The sequence below is a fragment of the Microseira wollei NIES-4236 genome, assembly GCF_020521235.1.
Classification (GTDB): Bacteria; Cyanobacteriota; Cyanobacteriia; order Cyanobacteriales; family Aerosakkonemataceae; genus Microseira; species Microseira wollei.
Map to the genome: position 1 here is coordinate 1 of NZ_BLAY01000065.1, position 15979 is coordinate 15979.

A 15979-nucleotide genomic window follows, 5' to 3' on the forward strand; every position below is an offset into this window, starting at 1 on the left:
TAGAGTTTGCCAGCCTGTTGACATAGGTATTCTAATATCGCTTTTGTTTCTGGATCTGGGTGTAGCAATATTTGCTGGACGCCTATGCTGTCTTTAGTCTTTGGCATGACTTGCGAGTTTGTTGACATGCTTATGGTAATCGACTACGATACCTGTGTCAACTGTTATGTAACAAAACGACAAGATGCTGCAAAAAGATTACCAATCTCACAATCATATTAAGTATTTGGTGAACTCTCATTTTGTCTGGATTCCTAAGCGCAGGAAAAAGGTTTTAGTGGGTGATGTAGCAACAAGGATAAGGCAGGTGTTTTTGGATTTAGCGATAGAGAGGGATTGGGATATATTGGCGATGGAGATTGCTCCCGACCACGTTCATTTATTTGTTAGTGTCAAGCCAACCGACACTCCTCATTTAGTGGTTAAAGCTTTTAAAGGTAGATCTAGTTACTATCTGCGAAAAGAGTTTCCCCAATTAAAAAAGCTGCCGTCTCTTTGGACGCACAGCTATTTTGTCAGTACTGCTGGTAATATTAGCAGCGATGTGGTTAAACGTTATATTGAAGATCCTCACCATCGTTGATTCTGAAATACGACTGCGGTTAAAACCGCTCGTGTCGCTTTCCTCTCAGCTCTTTAGAGACTGAGTTTCTCGCTTCCCGTTTTTCCTATGAGAGCTTTTGCAGAGGCATACCCGGATGAAGAAATTGTCCAACGCAGCGTTGGACAATTACCCTGGAGGCACAATATCGCCCTGCTTGAAAAGCTGAAGTCCCATGAAAAAAGACTTTGGTACGCTGGGAAAGCTCTGGAAAACGGCTGGAGCCGGGATATACTCGTACTTCAGATTGAAACCGACCTCTACCAACCCATGGGAGGAGCAATCACCAACTTCCAACAAGTGCTTCCAAAACCACAATCCGATCTCGCTCAAAGTCTCCTGAAAGACCCGTACCACCTCGACTTCCTCACTCTCAGCCAAGATGCACAAGAGCGGGAACTGGAGAAAGGTCTTGTCGAACACATCCGCGACTTTTTACTGGAACTTGGATTGGGTTTTGCTTTTTTGGGCAACCAGTATCCGATTGAAGTTGATGGTAAAGAGTACAGGCTTGACCTTCTCTTTTACCATGTAAAGCTTCACTGCTATGTCATCATTGACCTCAAAATGCGAGAGTTTCAACCGGAATACTCTGGCAAGATGAATTTCTACGTTGCAGCGGTTGATAATCTGCTCCGCTCTTCCAGCGATAATCGCACCATCGGCATCATTCTCTGTAAAAGTAAGAGCAAAACCACTGTGGAGTATGCCCTTCAGGAGATGGGAAACCCGATTGGTGTTTCAACCTTTAAATTGCACCAGTCACTCCCTGAGCCGCTACGCGATAGCTTACCCTCGATAGAACAGCTGGAAATGGAACTAGAGGCGATCGCTATAGAATCAGATGAGATGGATTTCTAATTAAAAAATTAAGATTGCAGATTTAATTCACATCTAAAATCTGCAATCTACAATCTGCAATTCTCCATTAATGAGCTAACCAAACTGCTCGCCGGTAGACTCTGCTTCCAAATTAAACAGCATTTCCAAAGTTTGCATCGCTTTGCGCCGCGCTTCGATATCCTGCTGCGCCCGTAATTGTACCATCGGGTCGTGGAGAATTTTATTGATAATACCCCGCGTCAGGTTTTCAATTACGCCTTGATGGCGTTCTGAAAATTCCGTACCCAAACGAGATAAAGCTTTTTCTAACTCTTGGGCGCGGATAGTTTCCATTTTATTTCGCAAGCAGTTGATCGTTTCGACTGTATCGAGACTGCGCCACCAACTATCAAAAGCTTCGACTTCTTCTTCCAACAATACTGCGGCTTCTTGCGCCATTTGTCGCCGACTTTCTTGATTTTGAGCTACTACAGCTTTTAAGTCATCGACATTAAATGCTTTGACATTAGCCAATCCGTTGACATCCCCATCTACGTTGCGGGGTACGGAAATATCAAATAACATCAAAGAGCAACTGGCTGTTAATACCGCTTCCAATTTGGTGCGATTTAACAGCGGTTCAGTTGAAGAAGTACTGGTAAAAACAATATTAGATCCGGCAACAACTGGCATCATTTCTGATAGGGTGTGCAGTTGTATTTGTGCTTCTGGAAATTGATTGGCTAATTCTTGCGCTCGCTGCATCGAACGATTCACAATCGCAATCTGAGTTGCACCCTTCGCCAACAAATGTTGCACCAGCAGGCGCGACATTTTACCCGCGCCCAAAATTGCCACTTTACAGGCGGCTAAATGGTCTACTTTCATGTGGGCTAATTCTACCGCCGCCGAACTGATAGACACAGCACCTGTACCGATGCTGGTTTCGGTGCGGACTCGCTTCCCAGCGGTCAGCGCTTGTTTAAATAATCGGTTGAGAATTGACCCAATTCCCTTGTATTGTTGGCCTAATTTATGAGTATTTTTGACTTGAGCCAGAATTTGCCCTTCTCCTAACACTAAACTATCCAAACCTGCTGCAACGCGCATCAGGTGCATGACCGCGTCTTGGTGCAGCAGGATAAACAGGTGTTTCCGCAGGTGAGGAACGGGGATTTTGCTATGTTCGGAAAGAAATTGGGTTACTTCCCGGACGCCTGGTTCGGTTTCCTTAGCGACGATGTAAATTTCCAGACGGTTGCAGGTGCTGAGGATGGCGACTTCTTCGATGTGGGGGTAACTGAGGAGGTGAGCGATGGCGCCTTCCACCTGGGGTTCTGGAATGCTCAGTTTTTCCCGAACTTCTACGGTTGCGGTTTTATGGCTAAGTCCTACGACTGCGATATTCATTTTCTAAATGGCTAATTGCTAATTGCTAATTGGTAATTGGTAATTTCAAATTGCCGATTGCAGATTTCAGATTAAATTAATTTAAATCTAAAATCTGCAATCTGAAATCTAAAATTTTCCTAGCGCAGCTGTATGTATTCCAGCTTATCGAACATGTGGATTGTGTCCACGAAGCGAGCTGTACTCGATTGACTGGAAATTACCAGACTTTGAGTCCGAGCGCCGTTGTGGAAGAACTGCACACCTTGCATCAGCGTACCTGGGGTAATCCCGCAAGCAGCAAACAGAACAGTTTCGCCAGAAGCGAGTTCTTCAGCGTTGTAAACCCGATCTCCGTCAGTAATTCCCATTTCCTTCAGCCGCGCCAGGTTACCTTCTTTGTTTTCGCCAATCAAACCTGTTTTCACGACATCCGGATCGTAGATCAGCTGACCTTGGAAGTGTCCGCCCAAACAGCGCATAGCTGCTGCCGAGATCACGCCTTCGGGTGCAGCGCCAATACCCATCAAGCAGTGAATGCCCGACCCAGCAAAAGCACAGCAAATCGCGGCAGAAACGTCGCCGTCGCTGATCAGCCGCACTCTGGCTCCCGCGTTGCGAATTTCTTGAATCAGTTCTTTGTGACGGGGGCGATCCATTACGACTACCACCAATTCCTCAACACTGCGCTTCATGCAATCCGAGAGGATTCTCAGGTTTTCGGTAGCGGACTTATTGATATCGACATGACCCCGCGCCACGGCTGGTGCTGCCAACTTTTTCATGTAAAAGTCGGGTGCAGCAAACAACCCGCCTTTTTCAGAAATTGCCAACACCGCCATCGAACCATTTTGACCGTAGGCGACCAAGTTAGTGCCTTCGCAAGGGTCAACGGCAATGTCAATCTCAACCAGTTCGTCGGGGTTGCAGAATGCTTTGGCATCTTCCCGGGTGCAGATCCCCACTTCTTCCCCGATATAGAGCATGGGAGCTTCATCCCGTTCCCCTTCACCGATAACGATACGACCCCGCATGTGAATTTTGTTCATGCGTTCCCGCATTGCTTCCACAGCCACGTGATCGGCGGTGTTTTTTTCGCCTTTCCCCATCCAGCGAGCAGATGCGATCGCTGCCTGCTCTACTACTTCAATAATTTCTAAACCGATGCTACTCTCGATCACGGTGTCCGTCCTTCCAGCTGCTTGATTTTCCGAAGTTTCGTGTGGCCTTACCAGTTTTAAAGTCTATCAGAATGGGGATCTCCACTTGAAGGGGTTCCGATAAGTTAAAAATCTACGGCAGTGAAACGACCGCTGAGGTCGGCGGGTGTGGTATTAATCGCAAAACCCAGCAGCGCCGAGCCGTTAATTCCAATTGACGTGCCGCTAATCAGACCATCGCCGTTGGGATCGATGTCTATACCTGTAGTGAAAATATATGCTTGTCTAATCATTTCAGTGGTGAGGCCGACATTTACCAATTCTGGAGTAGCGAGAACGTCAGCCATCGGGATATTCTCCGATTTCAGCAAGATATTGGCCTCAGTGATGCCGCCAGTTAAACCAATGCGATCGCTAGATTTATCAAAATCCCAGATCAAATCGGCACTATTGGGATCTTGCAAAACCGTATCGGTTCTGAGGACAAAAATATCGCTACCCCCACCACCAATCAAGAAATCCAGGCCAAAATCCCCAATCAGAATGTCATTACCACCAGGGCCAACTTTCCCCGTATTATCAGCTAGCAAGTCCCCAAACACCAGATCTGAACCTTTACCGCCGCGAACTATATAGTCTCCTGCTCCCCCCAAAACGAAGTCTTCCCCCATATTCCCGTTGACGTTGTCGTTCCCTTCGTCCCCAAACACTCCATCAGAATCTTTCCCGCCATACAGGGTGTCCGCGCCGCCGCCACCGTACACGAAGTCCTCACCCATGTTGCCATTCATTATTTCGCTGTCTGAAGAGCCTTTGATGGTATCGTTGCCCTGTAGCGCCACCAATCCAATTGGCAACCCCACCAGCAATCCTGGAGTCACCTGAAAATTATCGTTGCCGGAAGTCAGGCTGTAAAAACCTTCTGGGTTGAGTGCCATTTTTCTACCTACCTTATTTGAGCGCTTAACCTACAGGCTGGTTCAGCCAGCCAAACAAGGTCGGGAGTTGGTGCAGTAGCAACAAGCACAACCTGGCCTTTTTCGTTAATTACCCAGCCAGTAGCTTCCACTATCCTATTGCTTTGATCGCCGGAAGGGTCGCGCTCCGCGTCTCTCCAACTCCTTTGTCAGAGCGTCTTCTTCTTCAGAGCGTCCCCGCCTTTCACCATCGAGTGTAACTAAATCTACCAGTACCGTTTCGCCCCCCATCGATTCGTTGGGACTCGGTGCAATGCCGCCCCGTCCGGTGACGACGAAGCTACTCCCTTGTCGAGCGGCTCAACAGCCGTCAACAATCAGTCCGGTAACATCTACCACATTATCTGCCAATTCCACCAATCCAGAACTGGGGTCAACATCAGGTGTGTTGATAGTAATAGTACCAGCCGCAATCTTTCCAGTAGCGGTAATATCGCTTTCTGAGGTAAGTGCATCGCGTGGTTGCGTAATTAAAATAAATTGAGTATCTATAGTGACATTAACGCCGACAAATTCCTCAGAGTTAGCACTGATGTCGCTATTTTCCAAAGCGGCGAGGACACCGACATCGAGGGTGATATTGCCGCCGACGATATTGCTACCTGTGGCATTGGTGGTGATGAAGCTGCGATTGCGGAGGATGAGGGAGTCGGATCGCAAGGTAATATTCCCTTTACCCGCCACCGTCTCAGCACCAATCGCTGCTTGGTTTAGACCCACGGAGTCAGCTTTGACCTCTATATTGCCTGCCGCACCCTGTCCGACACTGTTGGCATTCAGAACCGCAGGATTTGTAACTGAGAGTAACCCCGTTTCAATCTCAATCAAACCGCCTTTTCCAATAGCTGTTTCTGCTGCTACTGAGCTGAAAATACCGCTGAATTCTCCATTGCTCCCCACTCCATCAAAAGAGACAGTATCGGTAGCAATAATCCTCACATTTCCCGCATCTCCTTTTCCGGAAGTACCGACAAGTAATTGAGCGCCGTTAGTAACAGCAAGCGACCCAGTTGTAATGCTGATTTCGCCTCCCTTTCCCACAGCTTTGTCACCGACGGTACTAAAGATACCGCTAGAACCTCCATCAATCCCCACGCCATCAAGGGAAACGGTTTCGGTAGCAGTAATCGTGATATTTCCTGCATTTCCTTCCCCATTTGTTCTCGCTGTTAAAACGCCACCATTGGTGAGGGAAAGCGACCTGGTTGTGATGTCAATGCTACCACCGTTACCTACGGCTTCTGTTTCCACCGTGGTGAAAGCTGCACTGGGGCGTTTATTGCTACTCACTCCATCAAAGAAGACGCTATCGGTAGCAGTAATCCTCAAATTTCCGGCATTCCCTTGTCCGCGACTCAGGGATTGTAATTGAGCGCCACCCGTAACAGAAAGCGACCTTGTTGTGATGTTGATATCGCCAGTGTTGCCTTTTGCTCCCCGTTCCACCGTACTTGTGACTATAGTAACCCAAGTTGCTAGTTATAACTATCGTGGGTTGCACAGCAGAAGCTAATCGCAAGCTTGCTAATTGCTTATGGGAATATTTTTCGTTTCTACCAGCCATTAGCTATTAGCCATTAGCCTGTCTTGGGCCCTAAAAAGATAACTAGCAACTTGCGTTAGTAGAGAATCCATTGCTATCTACCCCATCTAAAGAAATGCTATCAGTGGCAATAATGCTGATATTTCCCCCATTTCCCAGTCCCAACGTGCTGGTGGAAAGTCCAGCGCCATTCTTAACAGAAAGTGACCTCGTTGTAATGTTAATGTCACCCCCCTTAGTCTGAGCTATACCTACCGTGCCTATAAGATTGGCAATAGCGCCAGAGGAAATCGTTACTTGCTCTGTGGCATTAATCTCAATATTCCCCGCAACAGTGCCAGATGGATCCAAACTTAGAGCTATCCCAGCCAAAAGCGTACTTCCTTCAGACATTGCCAAATTCCGAGCATTAATGGCAATATCCCCACCTGCCGTAGAATCAACAAGAACACCAGCTATATTGTTAAGAAATACATCCGTTCGCGCCACCCCTTCAGGGAAATTCAAGCGCAGAATTTTGCCATCAATACTCAGTCGAATTATGCCTGCTGCTGCCAATCCTCCTAACTCAACTCGACCACCCGGTGCTTGCAAAATTCCACCTTCTAATCGCACATCGCCGCCGACCAGTGCTAGGGTATTTCCCAATTGTACTTGCCTGCCGGATACAAAATTATCCCTATTGGTTACCCTGGCTTGATTCACAATACTTCCTGCTACTCCGCCATATTGTAAGCCAATGGGTACGCTGATAGTTAACAACGGTGTTGCTTGAGGAGTCTTAGCGCTGAAAAAACTCCCATCTGCAAAGACAATACTGTTTGCCGTACTTGCCAAAAACGAGCCACCAATATTTAGCCTCGCATTGCGACCCAAAATAATCCCATTTGGATTGAGCCGGAATAAATTAGCATTCCCATTCGCTCGAATTAAGCCATCAATATTAGAAATAGATCCACCTGTTACTCGGCTGAAAATATTCTGAATATCGAGAGCATTGTTGAAAAAGGCGGTGCCACCCGTCGGGACAGAAAACTCTTGAAAGCTGTGAAATAAATTGCTACCTGCGCTTGTTCCTCCCTCAATAATGCGGGTGTTCCCTGCTTGCGTAATTGTGGAATTGACAGGTAAGGTTGCATCCGGGATAATTTGTGCTGCCGTTGGTTGGGCTGGGAATAGAGCCAACAAAGTACACCCGTTAAAGAGCCAGAATCGGACAGAACACCCTTTCATGTACTGAGAGATATGAGGTTGAGGAACATTATCTGGGAGGGATGGTATTTCGGGAGCGAGCGCTAAAATTGTGCTTCTAGATCCCGTGATTGATGCAGGATTCTCACAATCTCGACTCTCTCTGGGAGAATTGTGTAGAAAATGATGTAAGGTTTGACGGGAAAACTTCTCAGTCCTGTGAAGAGTTCATTTCTCTGTCGCCCCATATTGGGAAATTGGGCAAGCATGGGAAAGCGATCTAGCAGTCGCGCCACTTGACGATCTGCGGCAATTTTGTCCTGCTGTGCCAGATAAACCCATAAATCTTCTAAATCTTGTTCGGCTTGCTGGGAAAGGCGATAGCGATTCACAAACGCTTACTCCTGCTGTAGGCGCTGTTGCCCGCGTTGTTTAATGGTGAGGAAAAGATTAGGCACAGAAGTATCATCGTACTCTGTGAATTGTCCTGTCTGGAGCTGTTGTGCGCCGATGGCGATTTCCTGCTTCAGGGTTTCTTGCTCGGCGTTTGTAGTGTCTGAAGCTTGATTTGGAGTTAGAACTTTATGGATGAGGATGTGGCGCTCTTCATCGGTGAGAGCGAGGATAATTTGGGTGAGGGTATCGATGAGTTGGGTGTTGATTGTGGCGGCTTCGGTCATAGGTTGTCGGAAAATGGCTGTACTATGAGGATGGATAATGTTATTTTAACGTTTCTGGCTTTAGAGACATCCTCTAACTACTAGGGTTATCTCAGTAGTTAATCGATTAATTTATACAGGAAAACGCCTAAGCTATTTTAGGGTTAATAGTAAAAATTATTTATTAAGATTGAATAGTGGGAGCGATCGCTAAGAGCCGCCCATCCTGTATTTCCCTTTCCCAGCCAATGATATACCCTAGATTCAGTTGACTCAGAAGACAGGGAAAAGAACATGCTAGACTTCCTCAACCCTATCCTTGGTCGCCATCCAGAACGCATCAAAGCTTATGTAGAAATTTATACATGGCAAACCTGCCCGTACTGTATACGAGCTAAATTATTACTGTGGTGGAAAGGCGTCAACTACACCGAATACAAAATCGACGGCGACGAAGCAGCGAGAAACAAAATGTCCGAACGAGCCAATGGACGCCGCACCGTGCCCCAGATTTTTATTAATAAAGAGCATATAGGCGGCTGTGACGACCTTTATCACTTAGACGGACAAGGTCAACTGGACACTTTATTAACACAACCAGCGACAACCTAAATGCGTGAATATTGAAATATCCCCACCCACCATTGATGATGCAGCCTATCTGGTTCACCGACAATGGATGATGCAAGCTCTAGAACTGGCACAAGCGGCTGGTGAGGCGGGTGAAGTGCCAGTGGGAGCGGTTATTGTTGATGTTGCTGGTAATGCGATCGCTCAAGGCCAAAACCGAAAAGAACGCGACTTTGACCCCACAGCTCATGCAGAAATTATCGCCATCAGAGCAGCCAGTAAAATCCTGCAAAAGAGGCATCTCAACCAATGCACCCTCTACGTTACCTTAGAACCATGTCCGATGTGTGCCGGTGCGATCGCTCACGCCCGGTTGGATAAGCTAGTCTATGGAGTGGACGATCCGAAAACAGGGGCTATCCGCACCGTAGTTAATATCCCCGATAGCCCTTGCTCGAATCACCGCTTATCCGTCATCGGTGGCATATTAGAATCTGCCTGTCGCCACCAGCTACAATCGTGGTTTGCCCAAAAAAGGTGAGTAGGAGAATGGGCGAGCAAAGGTATCATATCCCTCATACCCAATCGCCCACATTTTTCGTAAAAACCGTCAATAATTGCCTTGTAAAAGCTCATGACACCAACAGAAGTGTCCATCTGATAGAAGACAATTAACCAGATAAAATTTACCGTTATCTAGTAAGGATGCTTTAGTAACCAGCGCCTTTGATATGACACAGCTCGATTCCACCGAAAAATCCCTCTCTGAGTCAAAACCAACAATGAAAGTGACAACAGTCACCTCTCGCGTTTCCCCTTGTTTGAGTTCCTTAGCCTATCCCTTGGCGCGCTACGTTGTTTTACCCTTTTACTTCGGCAAGATCGAAGTAACGGGACGGGAAAATTTACCCAAACAAGCGCCAGTTATTCTAGCTCCTACCCATCGCGATCGCTGGGATTCATTTATGGTTCCAATCGCCGCAGGGCGGGATATTACGGGGCGAGATTTGCGGTTTATGGTTACTTCAGACGAAATGAGAGGATTGCAAGGCTGGTTTATCCGTCGCTTAGGCGGCTTCCCAGTTGACATCAAGCATCCGGGAATTGGCAGCATCCGTCACGCCATCGAGTTACTGCAAGCAAGGGAAACCCTGGTAATCTTCCCAGAGGGCGGATACCTTTCCGAAAATCGCAAGTACCCAGTCAATAAATTACAACCCGGTTTAGCTCGCATAGCGCTGCAAGCCGAATCGAGCCAACCAGGCTTAGGGGTTAAAATTGTGCCGATTAACATTGATTACAGTACTTCCTTTGCCACCAAAGGCTGTAATGTCAAAATCCGCATTGGTTCTCCCCTCCAGGTGGCTGATTACTACATCAAAACCGAATCCGTCAAGCAAAGCGCCCCACGACTAACGGCTGATTTGGAAGAGGCGCTCAGAACGTTGCAAGTCGGTTATGATAGCCCAAACCCAAAGGTGCTTGCTGGTTCGGTTTAGCTTGATCGGCAGCAGCCTCTCGCTCACCCAAAGGATTGCCAGCAATTGTCAACTCACTTTTGCCTAGTAATGGTAATATACTGCGAAGTCTATCCGTCGTATTTGTGCCTTGGCACAAAACAACTCCATGATCCCTTCAGCAACTGCTCGTTTCCTCAACTTCACTGGCTTGGTGGTTCTACCGCTAATGGCAGTTTTGCACCTGCTAGTACCAGTGCATGTTCAGGCACAGGAATCGGCTCTGCCGACAGGTTCTAATCGAGTACAGCCAGCTAACGCAACAGACCCAAACCAACTGCGTCCGTTAAATCAAGATAGCAGTCTGCTCAGCCTGCAAGGAGGGCAGCGTCTGATGGCTGAAGCTAGCAATGCAGTTTCGGCACAGGATTATGCTTTGGCAATTAAGAAACTTCAGGATGCTCGCCAAGTTTTCAATCAACTGTCCAACTTTTATCAAGAGCTAGCCGCCAGTTTTTCAGGAATTGATAACCGCGTAGCCGATAGCCAACGGCGCAAGGCAATCGAAACCGCTCAAATGCGGGATGAGGCAACGTATCAATTGGCACTCGTACACAGGGCGCAAAATCAGCCGGAACTGGCAGTGCCGTTGCTAGTTCAAATTGTCCGCAGTCAAAACCCAACAAGGGAGTTGGGTAAAAAAGCTTACCAGCAATTATTGGAACTCGGTTTTGTCGATGCACCTTTTCCCAGAGCGGGTAATGCCCCCTCGTCTTCATCTGCTCAGTAAATCGAGTGAACTACCTGCACTCCCCTCAGGGAGAGTGTAAGCTTCTGACTTCACGGGGAACAGCCGCCACGGAAGACTTTCGCCCTCGCTTTGGTCTTACATTCCCTCCATCAGCAGTCGCCCCCGTCCCAGAGGCGAGTAACCGCAAGCCTTCATCCCGTATGTTGATAGCGGCGTTAACGTCCCGGTCGTGCTTGGTATGGCAGTGCGGGCATTCCCAAGACCGAATATCGAGGGGCAAGCTATCAACAATGTGGAGACAGACGTTACAGGTTTTAGAGGATGGGAAAAACCTATCTATCTCCAGAAAAGTTTTTCCGTCCCGTTTGGCTTTGTAGTCGATAAAGTTAAGAAACATAGACCAACCACAATCGCTGATAGCTTTGGCTAGATTGTGATTTTTGACCATGCCCTTAACGTTCAGATTCTCGGAAACTATCACTTGGTTCTCGTTGACAATTTTCCTCGACAGTTTATGTAGGAAGTCAAGATGAGAGTTACTGATTTTCTCGTGCGCTCTCGCTACCAGCTTTCTGGCGCGGCTGCGTGAATTACTCCCTTTCTGTTTTCTTGAAAGCTTTCGCTGTTTCCTTTTTAGGTTACGTTCATGCTTTTTGAAGTGGCGAGGATTATCGTATTTACTCGCGTCACTGGTAATACAGAAATAAGTTAAACCGAGATCGATTCCTATCGCTTTTCCCTGGGAAGATACTACGGTGTAGGGTCGCTCATCCTCGAAAAGCAGGGAGGCGTAGTATTTATCGGTCTTGGTTTTCGCTAGCGTTACCGTCTTGAGTTGACCGTCAAATTTGCGGTGAAGATTGGCTCGGATTTTTCCCAGAAACGGAAACTTAACCGCCCCCTCAACGATCTTGACATTGGCGGGATAGTGTAACGACTGTTTACCGTGTCGGCTTTTAAATCTTGGATAGCAGGCTCGTTTTTCAAAGAAGTTAACGAAGGCTTGCGAGAGGTTGAGTACCGCTTGCTGTAGGCATTGGGAGTAGGTTTCTTTCAGCCATTCGGTCTCCTTGTGTTTTTTCAGAAGCGGTAACTGTTTTTTTAAGTCCATACCAGAGATACCCTTTCCCGTTGCCTTATAGGTTTCGTTGTTGAGGGCAAGACAGTAGTTCCAGACCCAACGCACCGAACCGAAAGCTTTGGCGAGTGCCTGCTTTTGGTCATCGGTGGGATAGAGCCTGACTTTGACTACGTTTCTCATGGTATTTTTAGAGTTAAGTATATTCACTATAACGTACTTTTGACACTGGGGCACGACCTATAGGCTCTAAGTCTCTCACCTGCGAGGGGTGAGGCGCATCCGTTGCCGAGGCTATCATCCCACGCTGACCCTATCGACAGCGTGGGATGAGAGCCGATCGCGCTAAACTTAAAACAAAGCGTTTAACTGTCGGTTTTTACACGAAAGGAATCGAATGATTACTCCGGATCAGGTTGCAGCGATGATCAAGGCCCAAATGCCGGACGCTCAGGTTCAGGTTCAAGACTTAACCGGAACGAACGACCACTATCAAGTAACGGTAGTTTCTTCGTTGTTTGAAGGTAAGAATCGAGTGCAACAGCATCAGATGGTTTATGGCGCACTGCGAGAAGCTATGGCTACAGAAGCGATTCATGCTCTGGCGCTGAATACCTCTGCTCCCCAAGGCTAGCAAGCTGCTGGTTCGATTAATTAAGCAAACATAATGGTTGGGTCAAAGACCCGTTGGTTAGCGGTAATATGGTTGAACCAAACCCGCTTGAACCTAGTACAGGAAAACAACACGATCGCAAGGGTAAAATCATGACACCAGAACTGAAAGAACGCCTGGACAAATTAGTTAAGGACAATAAGATTTTAGTCTTCATGAAGGGCAACAAGTTGATGCCCCAGTGCGGTTTCTCCAACAATGTGGTGCAGATTCTGAATACTTTGGGAGTCCCCTACCAAACCGTAGATGTTCTGGAAGACTACGAAATCCGTCAGGGAATTAAGGAATATTCCAACTGGCCTACGATTCCTCAAGTTTATATTGACGGTGAGTTTATTGGCGGCTCGGATATCATGATCGAGCTGTATGAAAAAGGCGAGTTACAGCAAAAGGTGGAAGTCGCTCTCGCTTCGTAAACCCTCGATTTTCTTGACTCGGCTTCTAGGATTTTGACTTACACAAAAACCGGATTTCTATAACATAAATGCGTTGGTATTCCCTGGTGTTTTATGTTAAGAAATTCCGGTTTTTATACTGGTTTTTATACTGAGGCGCATTCATTCATACTCCTTCGTTAAATCTGCAATCTGCAATCGGCAATTTCTTCTATAAGGTATCAAGAGCTTGACTAAGCTTATCTAAATAGTCTATCAATACATCATCTTCTCGACCACAGCAGACACGAATCCAACAACCTTCACGAACACCGAATAAACATCCAGGAACCACATTCACTCCTCGCGATACCAATTGCTTAAAAAGCAGCCAACTACTACGGGGATAACCGAGCTTCAAAAATATATAAAAACATGCCTCTGGTTTGATAAAGTCGATAATTGAACTACACTTTGTCAATCTGTGTAAAGCAAGTTCAACTTTATAACGAGACACCTTTGAAAATAAGGGCATTAATTGAGAATTATTCAAATATTTGATAATCGCTTTATTCGCGACGCAAGGTGCATTGCCATCGGCAAAGGAGAAAGCATTGGAAAATATTTCGATTGGCTGAGGATTAGCAACCACATATCCCAGCCGAAAACCCGCAAGTAGATAGGTTTTTGATAAGCTTAAGATGCGGATTACAGATGGACTATCTAAATAAGTTCTATCATCAGCAATTGAGGCTAGAGGGATATCGCAAGCTTGGTCGATAATCAGATAGGCCCCTTCGTTCTCGCAGGTTGTTACTATCTTAGATAAAACATCATTTGGTAGATAAAGTCCCGTTGGATTATTAGGATTGGTGAGATAAATAATGGTGGATGGCTGTATATATGGTTTAATTTCATCAAAGGTGATTTGGAAGGTATTAGTATCTTTTGGAACAACAGTCGCGACCGCTCCTCCTCGTCTTTCTAAAATATTGCGTGCTTGACCTGAACAGAGAGGATAGGTTGGGACAATTTCAACAACACGAGTTCCATCTTTTACCAAACAATCCAAAACTAGGGAAAAACCACGAATTGCCCCCGATACAAGCATAATATTCTCGGCTGTATAAGCAATCCCTGTACGCTCTGCTTCAAACTTTGAAAATGCTTCCCGCACATATTTATCTCCTGCCTGATGTTGATATTCTGCTTGCCATATCTGCCTTCCTGCGTCAAATTCCTCTTGAGCTTCCAACTCTGGTTGAAACAATTCAATCGGTGGCATACCCATGCCAAGATTGATGCAATTTGGACATCTCTCTAGTTCTTCCCAATACTTTAAGAATAAACTGCGGATATCTGCATTATTGGCGTATAACGCATCCGCAGTAACATCTGACAATGAAGGCTGGCTTACCATAATTAATGCTTAAATTGAATCAAGGACTCTGGTTATCGATCAGTTCGATCATAAAGATTATAGGATCCGAGTTAATTCTTGCGTGCCTCTCTTGAGCATCCCACTCATATTTTTTTTCAATGCGATCGCCAGATTTTTATCCGAGGATGAATTTAGTCTTTTACAGGTAGCCGACGAACTTTTTCCTTCGGCAATAACTTTGATTGGATCCGCTTGAGGCAAACACGATTGATCTAAATAATTGAGCAGGTTCTCGCCGAAAGTGCAAGATGCATAGAAAGATTTAGGAGTTTTATCACCGCTCCGCACGTAATAAAGATCGTTTTTTTGACCGTTCGAAAGTATTACTGTAAGTTTCATGTGTGAGGTGAGGGAAATAGTTTCCTGGTGAATCCATAATTCGTCAAACTTAGAGGCGGCAAATCTACCAAACGTCGTGACAATAGATATCTTTAGATTGGGCGCTTCATCAGAACGTTTCCCCACAGGGAAAAAACTCACATATGCATCGCGATCCCACATATGCATTGCAATTGCAGGAGAAGCATTATATAGCTTAATTTGTAGCTTACCTCGGCGGCTACCCCTTCCTCTTTTGTCGGAAAGTTTGTCCTGTAACTTATAAAAACGAGCTAGTGTCAGCCGGAGCATGTCTAACACATTAATACCAATCGATTTGAGTTCTTCATCGCGTTGTTTGGCTCCTTCTGAGTCAGGATGAATTAGAAGGATTTGGATTTCTGCACCATTATCCAAAGCTGTTATAACTGCCTGAGAAAACTTTTGGTGAAGATATTTGTCGTTGGCTAAATCGGTGAAAGTTTCCAGAATCCGAATTCGCTTAGCTGAATTTATATCATCAACAAAATCTTCCAGTGGTAGTGCAGGGAGTTCGGATATACCATAAAGCTGCTTAATGCTACTATCTAACACCAAATAAACAGCAATAGAACCGATAAATTCTGGAATTAAACCAAGCGCTATCTCGGCGATTGTTTCTTGAAGTTGAGGGTTAAGCTTGCTGATAAAATAGAGAACTACCAAGGAAACAAGCCCAAACAGTAACAAGATAATAATTTTTGACAGCTTATCAAGAGCTTCTGGATTTAAGGATAATTTTTTGCCAATTATTTTGGTAAGTTTCTTGAGTTGCATGGTTTGGTTTGCTCAAATTGGTCACGTCGAGTGGTTCTCAATTTTGGATAGATGCAAAAAATCAAACTGAGCGATACCTTCGGTAAGCTTCGCTAACCCAACTTGTAAATCTATTGGTTCATGTTGATAGCGGTTTGCAGCCGCTGATGGTACACCGAA

General features: G+C 46.0%; 18 protein-coding genes. 8 read left to right on the forward strand and 10 right to left on the reverse strand.

Annotated elements, in window-relative coordinates:
* The first annotated feature begins 184 nt into the window (after window positions 1–184).
* Window positions 185–583 carry an IS200/IS605 family transposase gene (gene tnpA / locus MiSe_RS21210; RefSeq protein WP_226584689.1) on the forward strand — a complete coding sequence of 133 codons (399 nt, stop codon included), beginning with the start codon at window positions 185–187 and terminating at the stop codon, window positions 581–583.
* 87 nt (window positions 584–670) lie between these two features.
* Window positions 671–1462: a PDDEXK nuclease domain-containing protein gene (locus tag MiSe_RS21215; protein WP_226584690.1), complete on the forward strand. Its 792-nt coding sequence runs from the start codon at window positions 671–673 to the stop codon at window positions 1460–1462.
* 75 nt (window positions 1463–1537) lie between these two features.
* On the opposite strand, the gene MiSe_RS21220 is transcribed toward MiSe_RS21215, so the two are convergent.
* The 7 genes from MiSe_RS21220 to MiSe_RS21250 form a co-directional block, all read right to left on the reverse strand.
* Window positions 1538–2833 carry a glutamyl-tRNA reductase gene (locus tag MiSe_RS21220; RefSeq protein WP_226584692.1) on the reverse strand — a complete coding sequence of 432 codons (1296 nt, stop codon included), beginning with the start codon at window positions 2831–2833 and terminating at the stop codon, window positions 1538–1540.
* Between the two features lie 119 nt (window positions 2834–2952).
* Window positions 2953–3990: a class II fructose-bisphosphatase gene (glpX, locus tag MiSe_RS21225; protein WP_226584759.1), complete on the reverse strand. Its 1038-nt coding sequence runs from the start codon at window positions 3988–3990 to the stop codon at window positions 2953–2955.
* 107 nt (window positions 3991–4097) lie between these two features.
* Window positions 4098–4910, reverse strand: a complete 813-nt coding sequence (locus MiSe_RS21230) for a calcium-binding protein (RefSeq protein WP_226584694.1) — start codon at window positions 4908–4910, stop codon at window positions 4098–4100.
* Window positions 4911–5249: 339 nt separating this feature from the next.
* Entirely contained in the window at window positions 5250–6395 is a 1146-nt protein-coding gene (locus MiSe_RS21235) for a beta strand repeat-containing protein (protein WP_226584696.1), read from the reverse strand.
* Between the two features lie 160 nt (window positions 6396–6555).
* The gene (locus tag MiSe_RS21240) at window positions 6556–7677 is read right to left on the reverse strand and encodes a filamentous hemagglutinin N-terminal domain-containing protein (RefSeq protein WP_226584697.1); all 1122 of its coding nucleotides are present in this window, start codon (window positions 7675–7677) and stop codon (window positions 6556–6558) included.
* 110 nt (window positions 7678–7787) lie between these two features.
* Window positions 7788–8075, reverse strand: a complete 288-nt coding sequence (locus MiSe_RS21245; protein ID WP_226584699.1) for a type II toxin-antitoxin system RelE/ParE family toxin — start codon at window positions 8073–8075, stop codon at window positions 7788–7790.
* Window positions 8076–8081: 6 nt separating this feature from the next.
* A complete protein-coding gene (locus tag MiSe_RS21250; RefSeq protein ID WP_226584701.1) occupies window positions 8082–8363 on the reverse strand; it encodes a hypothetical protein in 282 nt (93 codons plus the stop codon).
* 273 nt (window positions 8364–8636) lie between these two features.
* Between MiSe_RS21250 and grxC the strand changes: the two genes are divergently transcribed.
* The 4 genes from grxC to MiSe_RS21270 all read left to right on the forward strand — a co-directional run bounded on the left by grxC (window position 8637) and on the right by MiSe_RS21270 (window position 11159).
* On the forward strand, window positions 8637–8954 hold the full coding sequence (gene grxC / locus MiSe_RS21255; RefSeq protein WP_226584703.1) for a glutaredoxin 3: 318 nt from the start codon (window positions 8637–8639) through the stop codon (window positions 8952–8954).
* A gap of 4 nt (window positions 8955–8958) precedes the next feature.
* Window positions 8959–9453 carry a tRNA adenosine(34) deaminase TadA gene (gene tadA, locus MiSe_RS21260; protein WP_264196620.1) on the forward strand — a complete coding sequence of 165 codons (495 nt, stop codon included), beginning with the start codon at window positions 8959–8961 and terminating at the stop codon, window positions 9451–9453.
* Window positions 9454–9643: 190 nt separating this feature from the next.
* Window positions 9644–10411, forward strand: a complete 768-nt coding sequence (locus tag MiSe_RS21265) for a lysophospholipid acyltransferase family protein (protein ID WP_226584705.1) — start codon at window positions 9644–9646, stop codon at window positions 10409–10411.
* Window positions 10412–10538: 127 nt separating this feature from the next.
* Window positions 10539–11159 (forward strand): hypothetical protein, encoded by a 621-nt coding sequence (locus MiSe_RS21270; RefSeq protein WP_226584707.1) that lies wholly within the window; start codon window positions 10539–10541, stop codon window positions 11157–11159.
* Window positions 11160–11184: 25 nt separating this feature from the next.
* On the opposite strand, the gene MiSe_RS21275 is transcribed toward MiSe_RS21270, so the two are convergent.
* Window positions 11185–12381 carry an RNA-guided endonuclease InsQ/TnpB family protein gene (locus MiSe_RS21275; RefSeq protein WP_226584709.1) on the reverse strand — a complete coding sequence of 399 codons (1197 nt, stop codon included), beginning with the start codon at window positions 12379–12381 and terminating at the stop codon, window positions 11185–11187.
* Between the two features lie 214 nt (window positions 12382–12595).
* Here MiSe_RS21275 and MiSe_RS21280 point away from each other — a divergent pair, with 214 nt between their 5' ends.
* Complete coding sequence (locus MiSe_RS21280) at window positions 12596–12832, forward strand: BolA family protein (protein ID WP_226584711.1); 237 nt, start codon at window positions 12596–12598, stop codon at window positions 12830–12832.
* A gap of 131 nt (window positions 12833–12963) precedes the next feature.
* On the forward strand, window positions 12964–13287 hold the full coding sequence (gene grxD, locus MiSe_RS21285; protein ID WP_226584764.1) for a Grx4 family monothiol glutaredoxin: 324 nt from the start codon (window positions 12964–12966) through the stop codon (window positions 13285–13287).
* Between the two features lie 190 nt (window positions 13288–13477).
* Here the strand turns inward: grxD and MiSe_RS21290 are convergent, their stop codons facing one another.
* Window positions 13478–14665, reverse strand: a complete 1188-nt coding sequence (locus MiSe_RS21290) for a pyridoxal phosphate-dependent aminotransferase (protein ID WP_226584712.1) — start codon at window positions 14663–14665, stop codon at window positions 13478–13480.
* A gap of 57 nt (window positions 14666–14722) precedes the next feature.
* A complete protein-coding gene (locus MiSe_RS21295; RefSeq protein ID WP_226584713.1) occupies window positions 14723–15820 on the reverse strand; it encodes a hypothetical protein in 1098 nt (365 codons plus the stop codon).
* Window positions 15821–15979 lie beyond the last annotated feature (159 nt).

Bases quoted from the DNA above. Each gene is read 5' to 3' on its own strand.
- tnpA (WP_226584689.1), top strand. From the start codon at position 185: ATGCTGCAAAAAGATTACCAATCTCACAATCATATTAAGTATTTGGTG.
- MiSe_RS21215 (WP_226584690.1), top strand. From the start codon at position 671: ATGAGAGCTTTTGCAGAGGCATACCCGGATGAAGAAATTGTCCAACGC.
- MiSe_RS21220 (WP_226584692.1), bottom strand. From the start codon at position 2,833: ATGAATATCGCAGTCGTAGGACTTAGCCATAAAACCGCAACCGTAGAA.
- MiSe_RS21230 (WP_226584694.1), bottom strand. From the start codon at position 4,910: ATGGCACTCAACCCAGAAGGTTTTTACAGCCTGACTTCCGGCAACGAT.
- MiSe_RS21250 (WP_226584701.1), bottom strand. From the start codon at position 8,363: ATGACCGAAGCCGCCACAATCAACACCCAACTCATCGATACCCTCACC.
- grxC (WP_226584703.1), top strand. From the start codon at position 8,637: ATGCTAGACTTCCTCAACCCTATCCTTGGTCGCCATCCAGAACGCATC.
- MiSe_RS21265 (WP_226584705.1), top strand. From the start codon at position 9,644: ATGACACAGCTCGATTCCACCGAAAAATCCCTCTCTGAGTCAAAACCA.
- MiSe_RS21270 (WP_226584707.1), top strand. From the start codon at position 10,539: ATGATCCCTTCAGCAACTGCTCGTTTCCTCAACTTCACTGGCTTGGTG.
- MiSe_RS21275 (WP_226584709.1), bottom strand. From the start codon at position 12,381: ATGAGAAACGTAGTCAAAGTCAGGCTCTATCCCACCGATGACCAAAAG.
- MiSe_RS21280 (WP_226584711.1), top strand. From the start codon at position 12,596: ATGATTACTCCGGATCAGGTTGCAGCGATGATCAAGGCCCAAATGCCG.
- grxD (WP_226584764.1), top strand. From the start codon at position 12,964: ATGACACCAGAACTGAAAGAACGCCTGGACAAATTAGTTAAGGACAAT.
- MiSe_RS21290 (WP_226584712.1), bottom strand. From the start codon at position 14,665: ATGGTAAGCCAGCCTTCATTGTCAGATGTTACTGCGGATGCGTTATAC.
- MiSe_RS21295 (WP_226584713.1), bottom strand. From the start codon at position 15,820: ATGCAACTCAAGAAACTTACCAAAATAATTGGCAAAAAATTATCCTTA.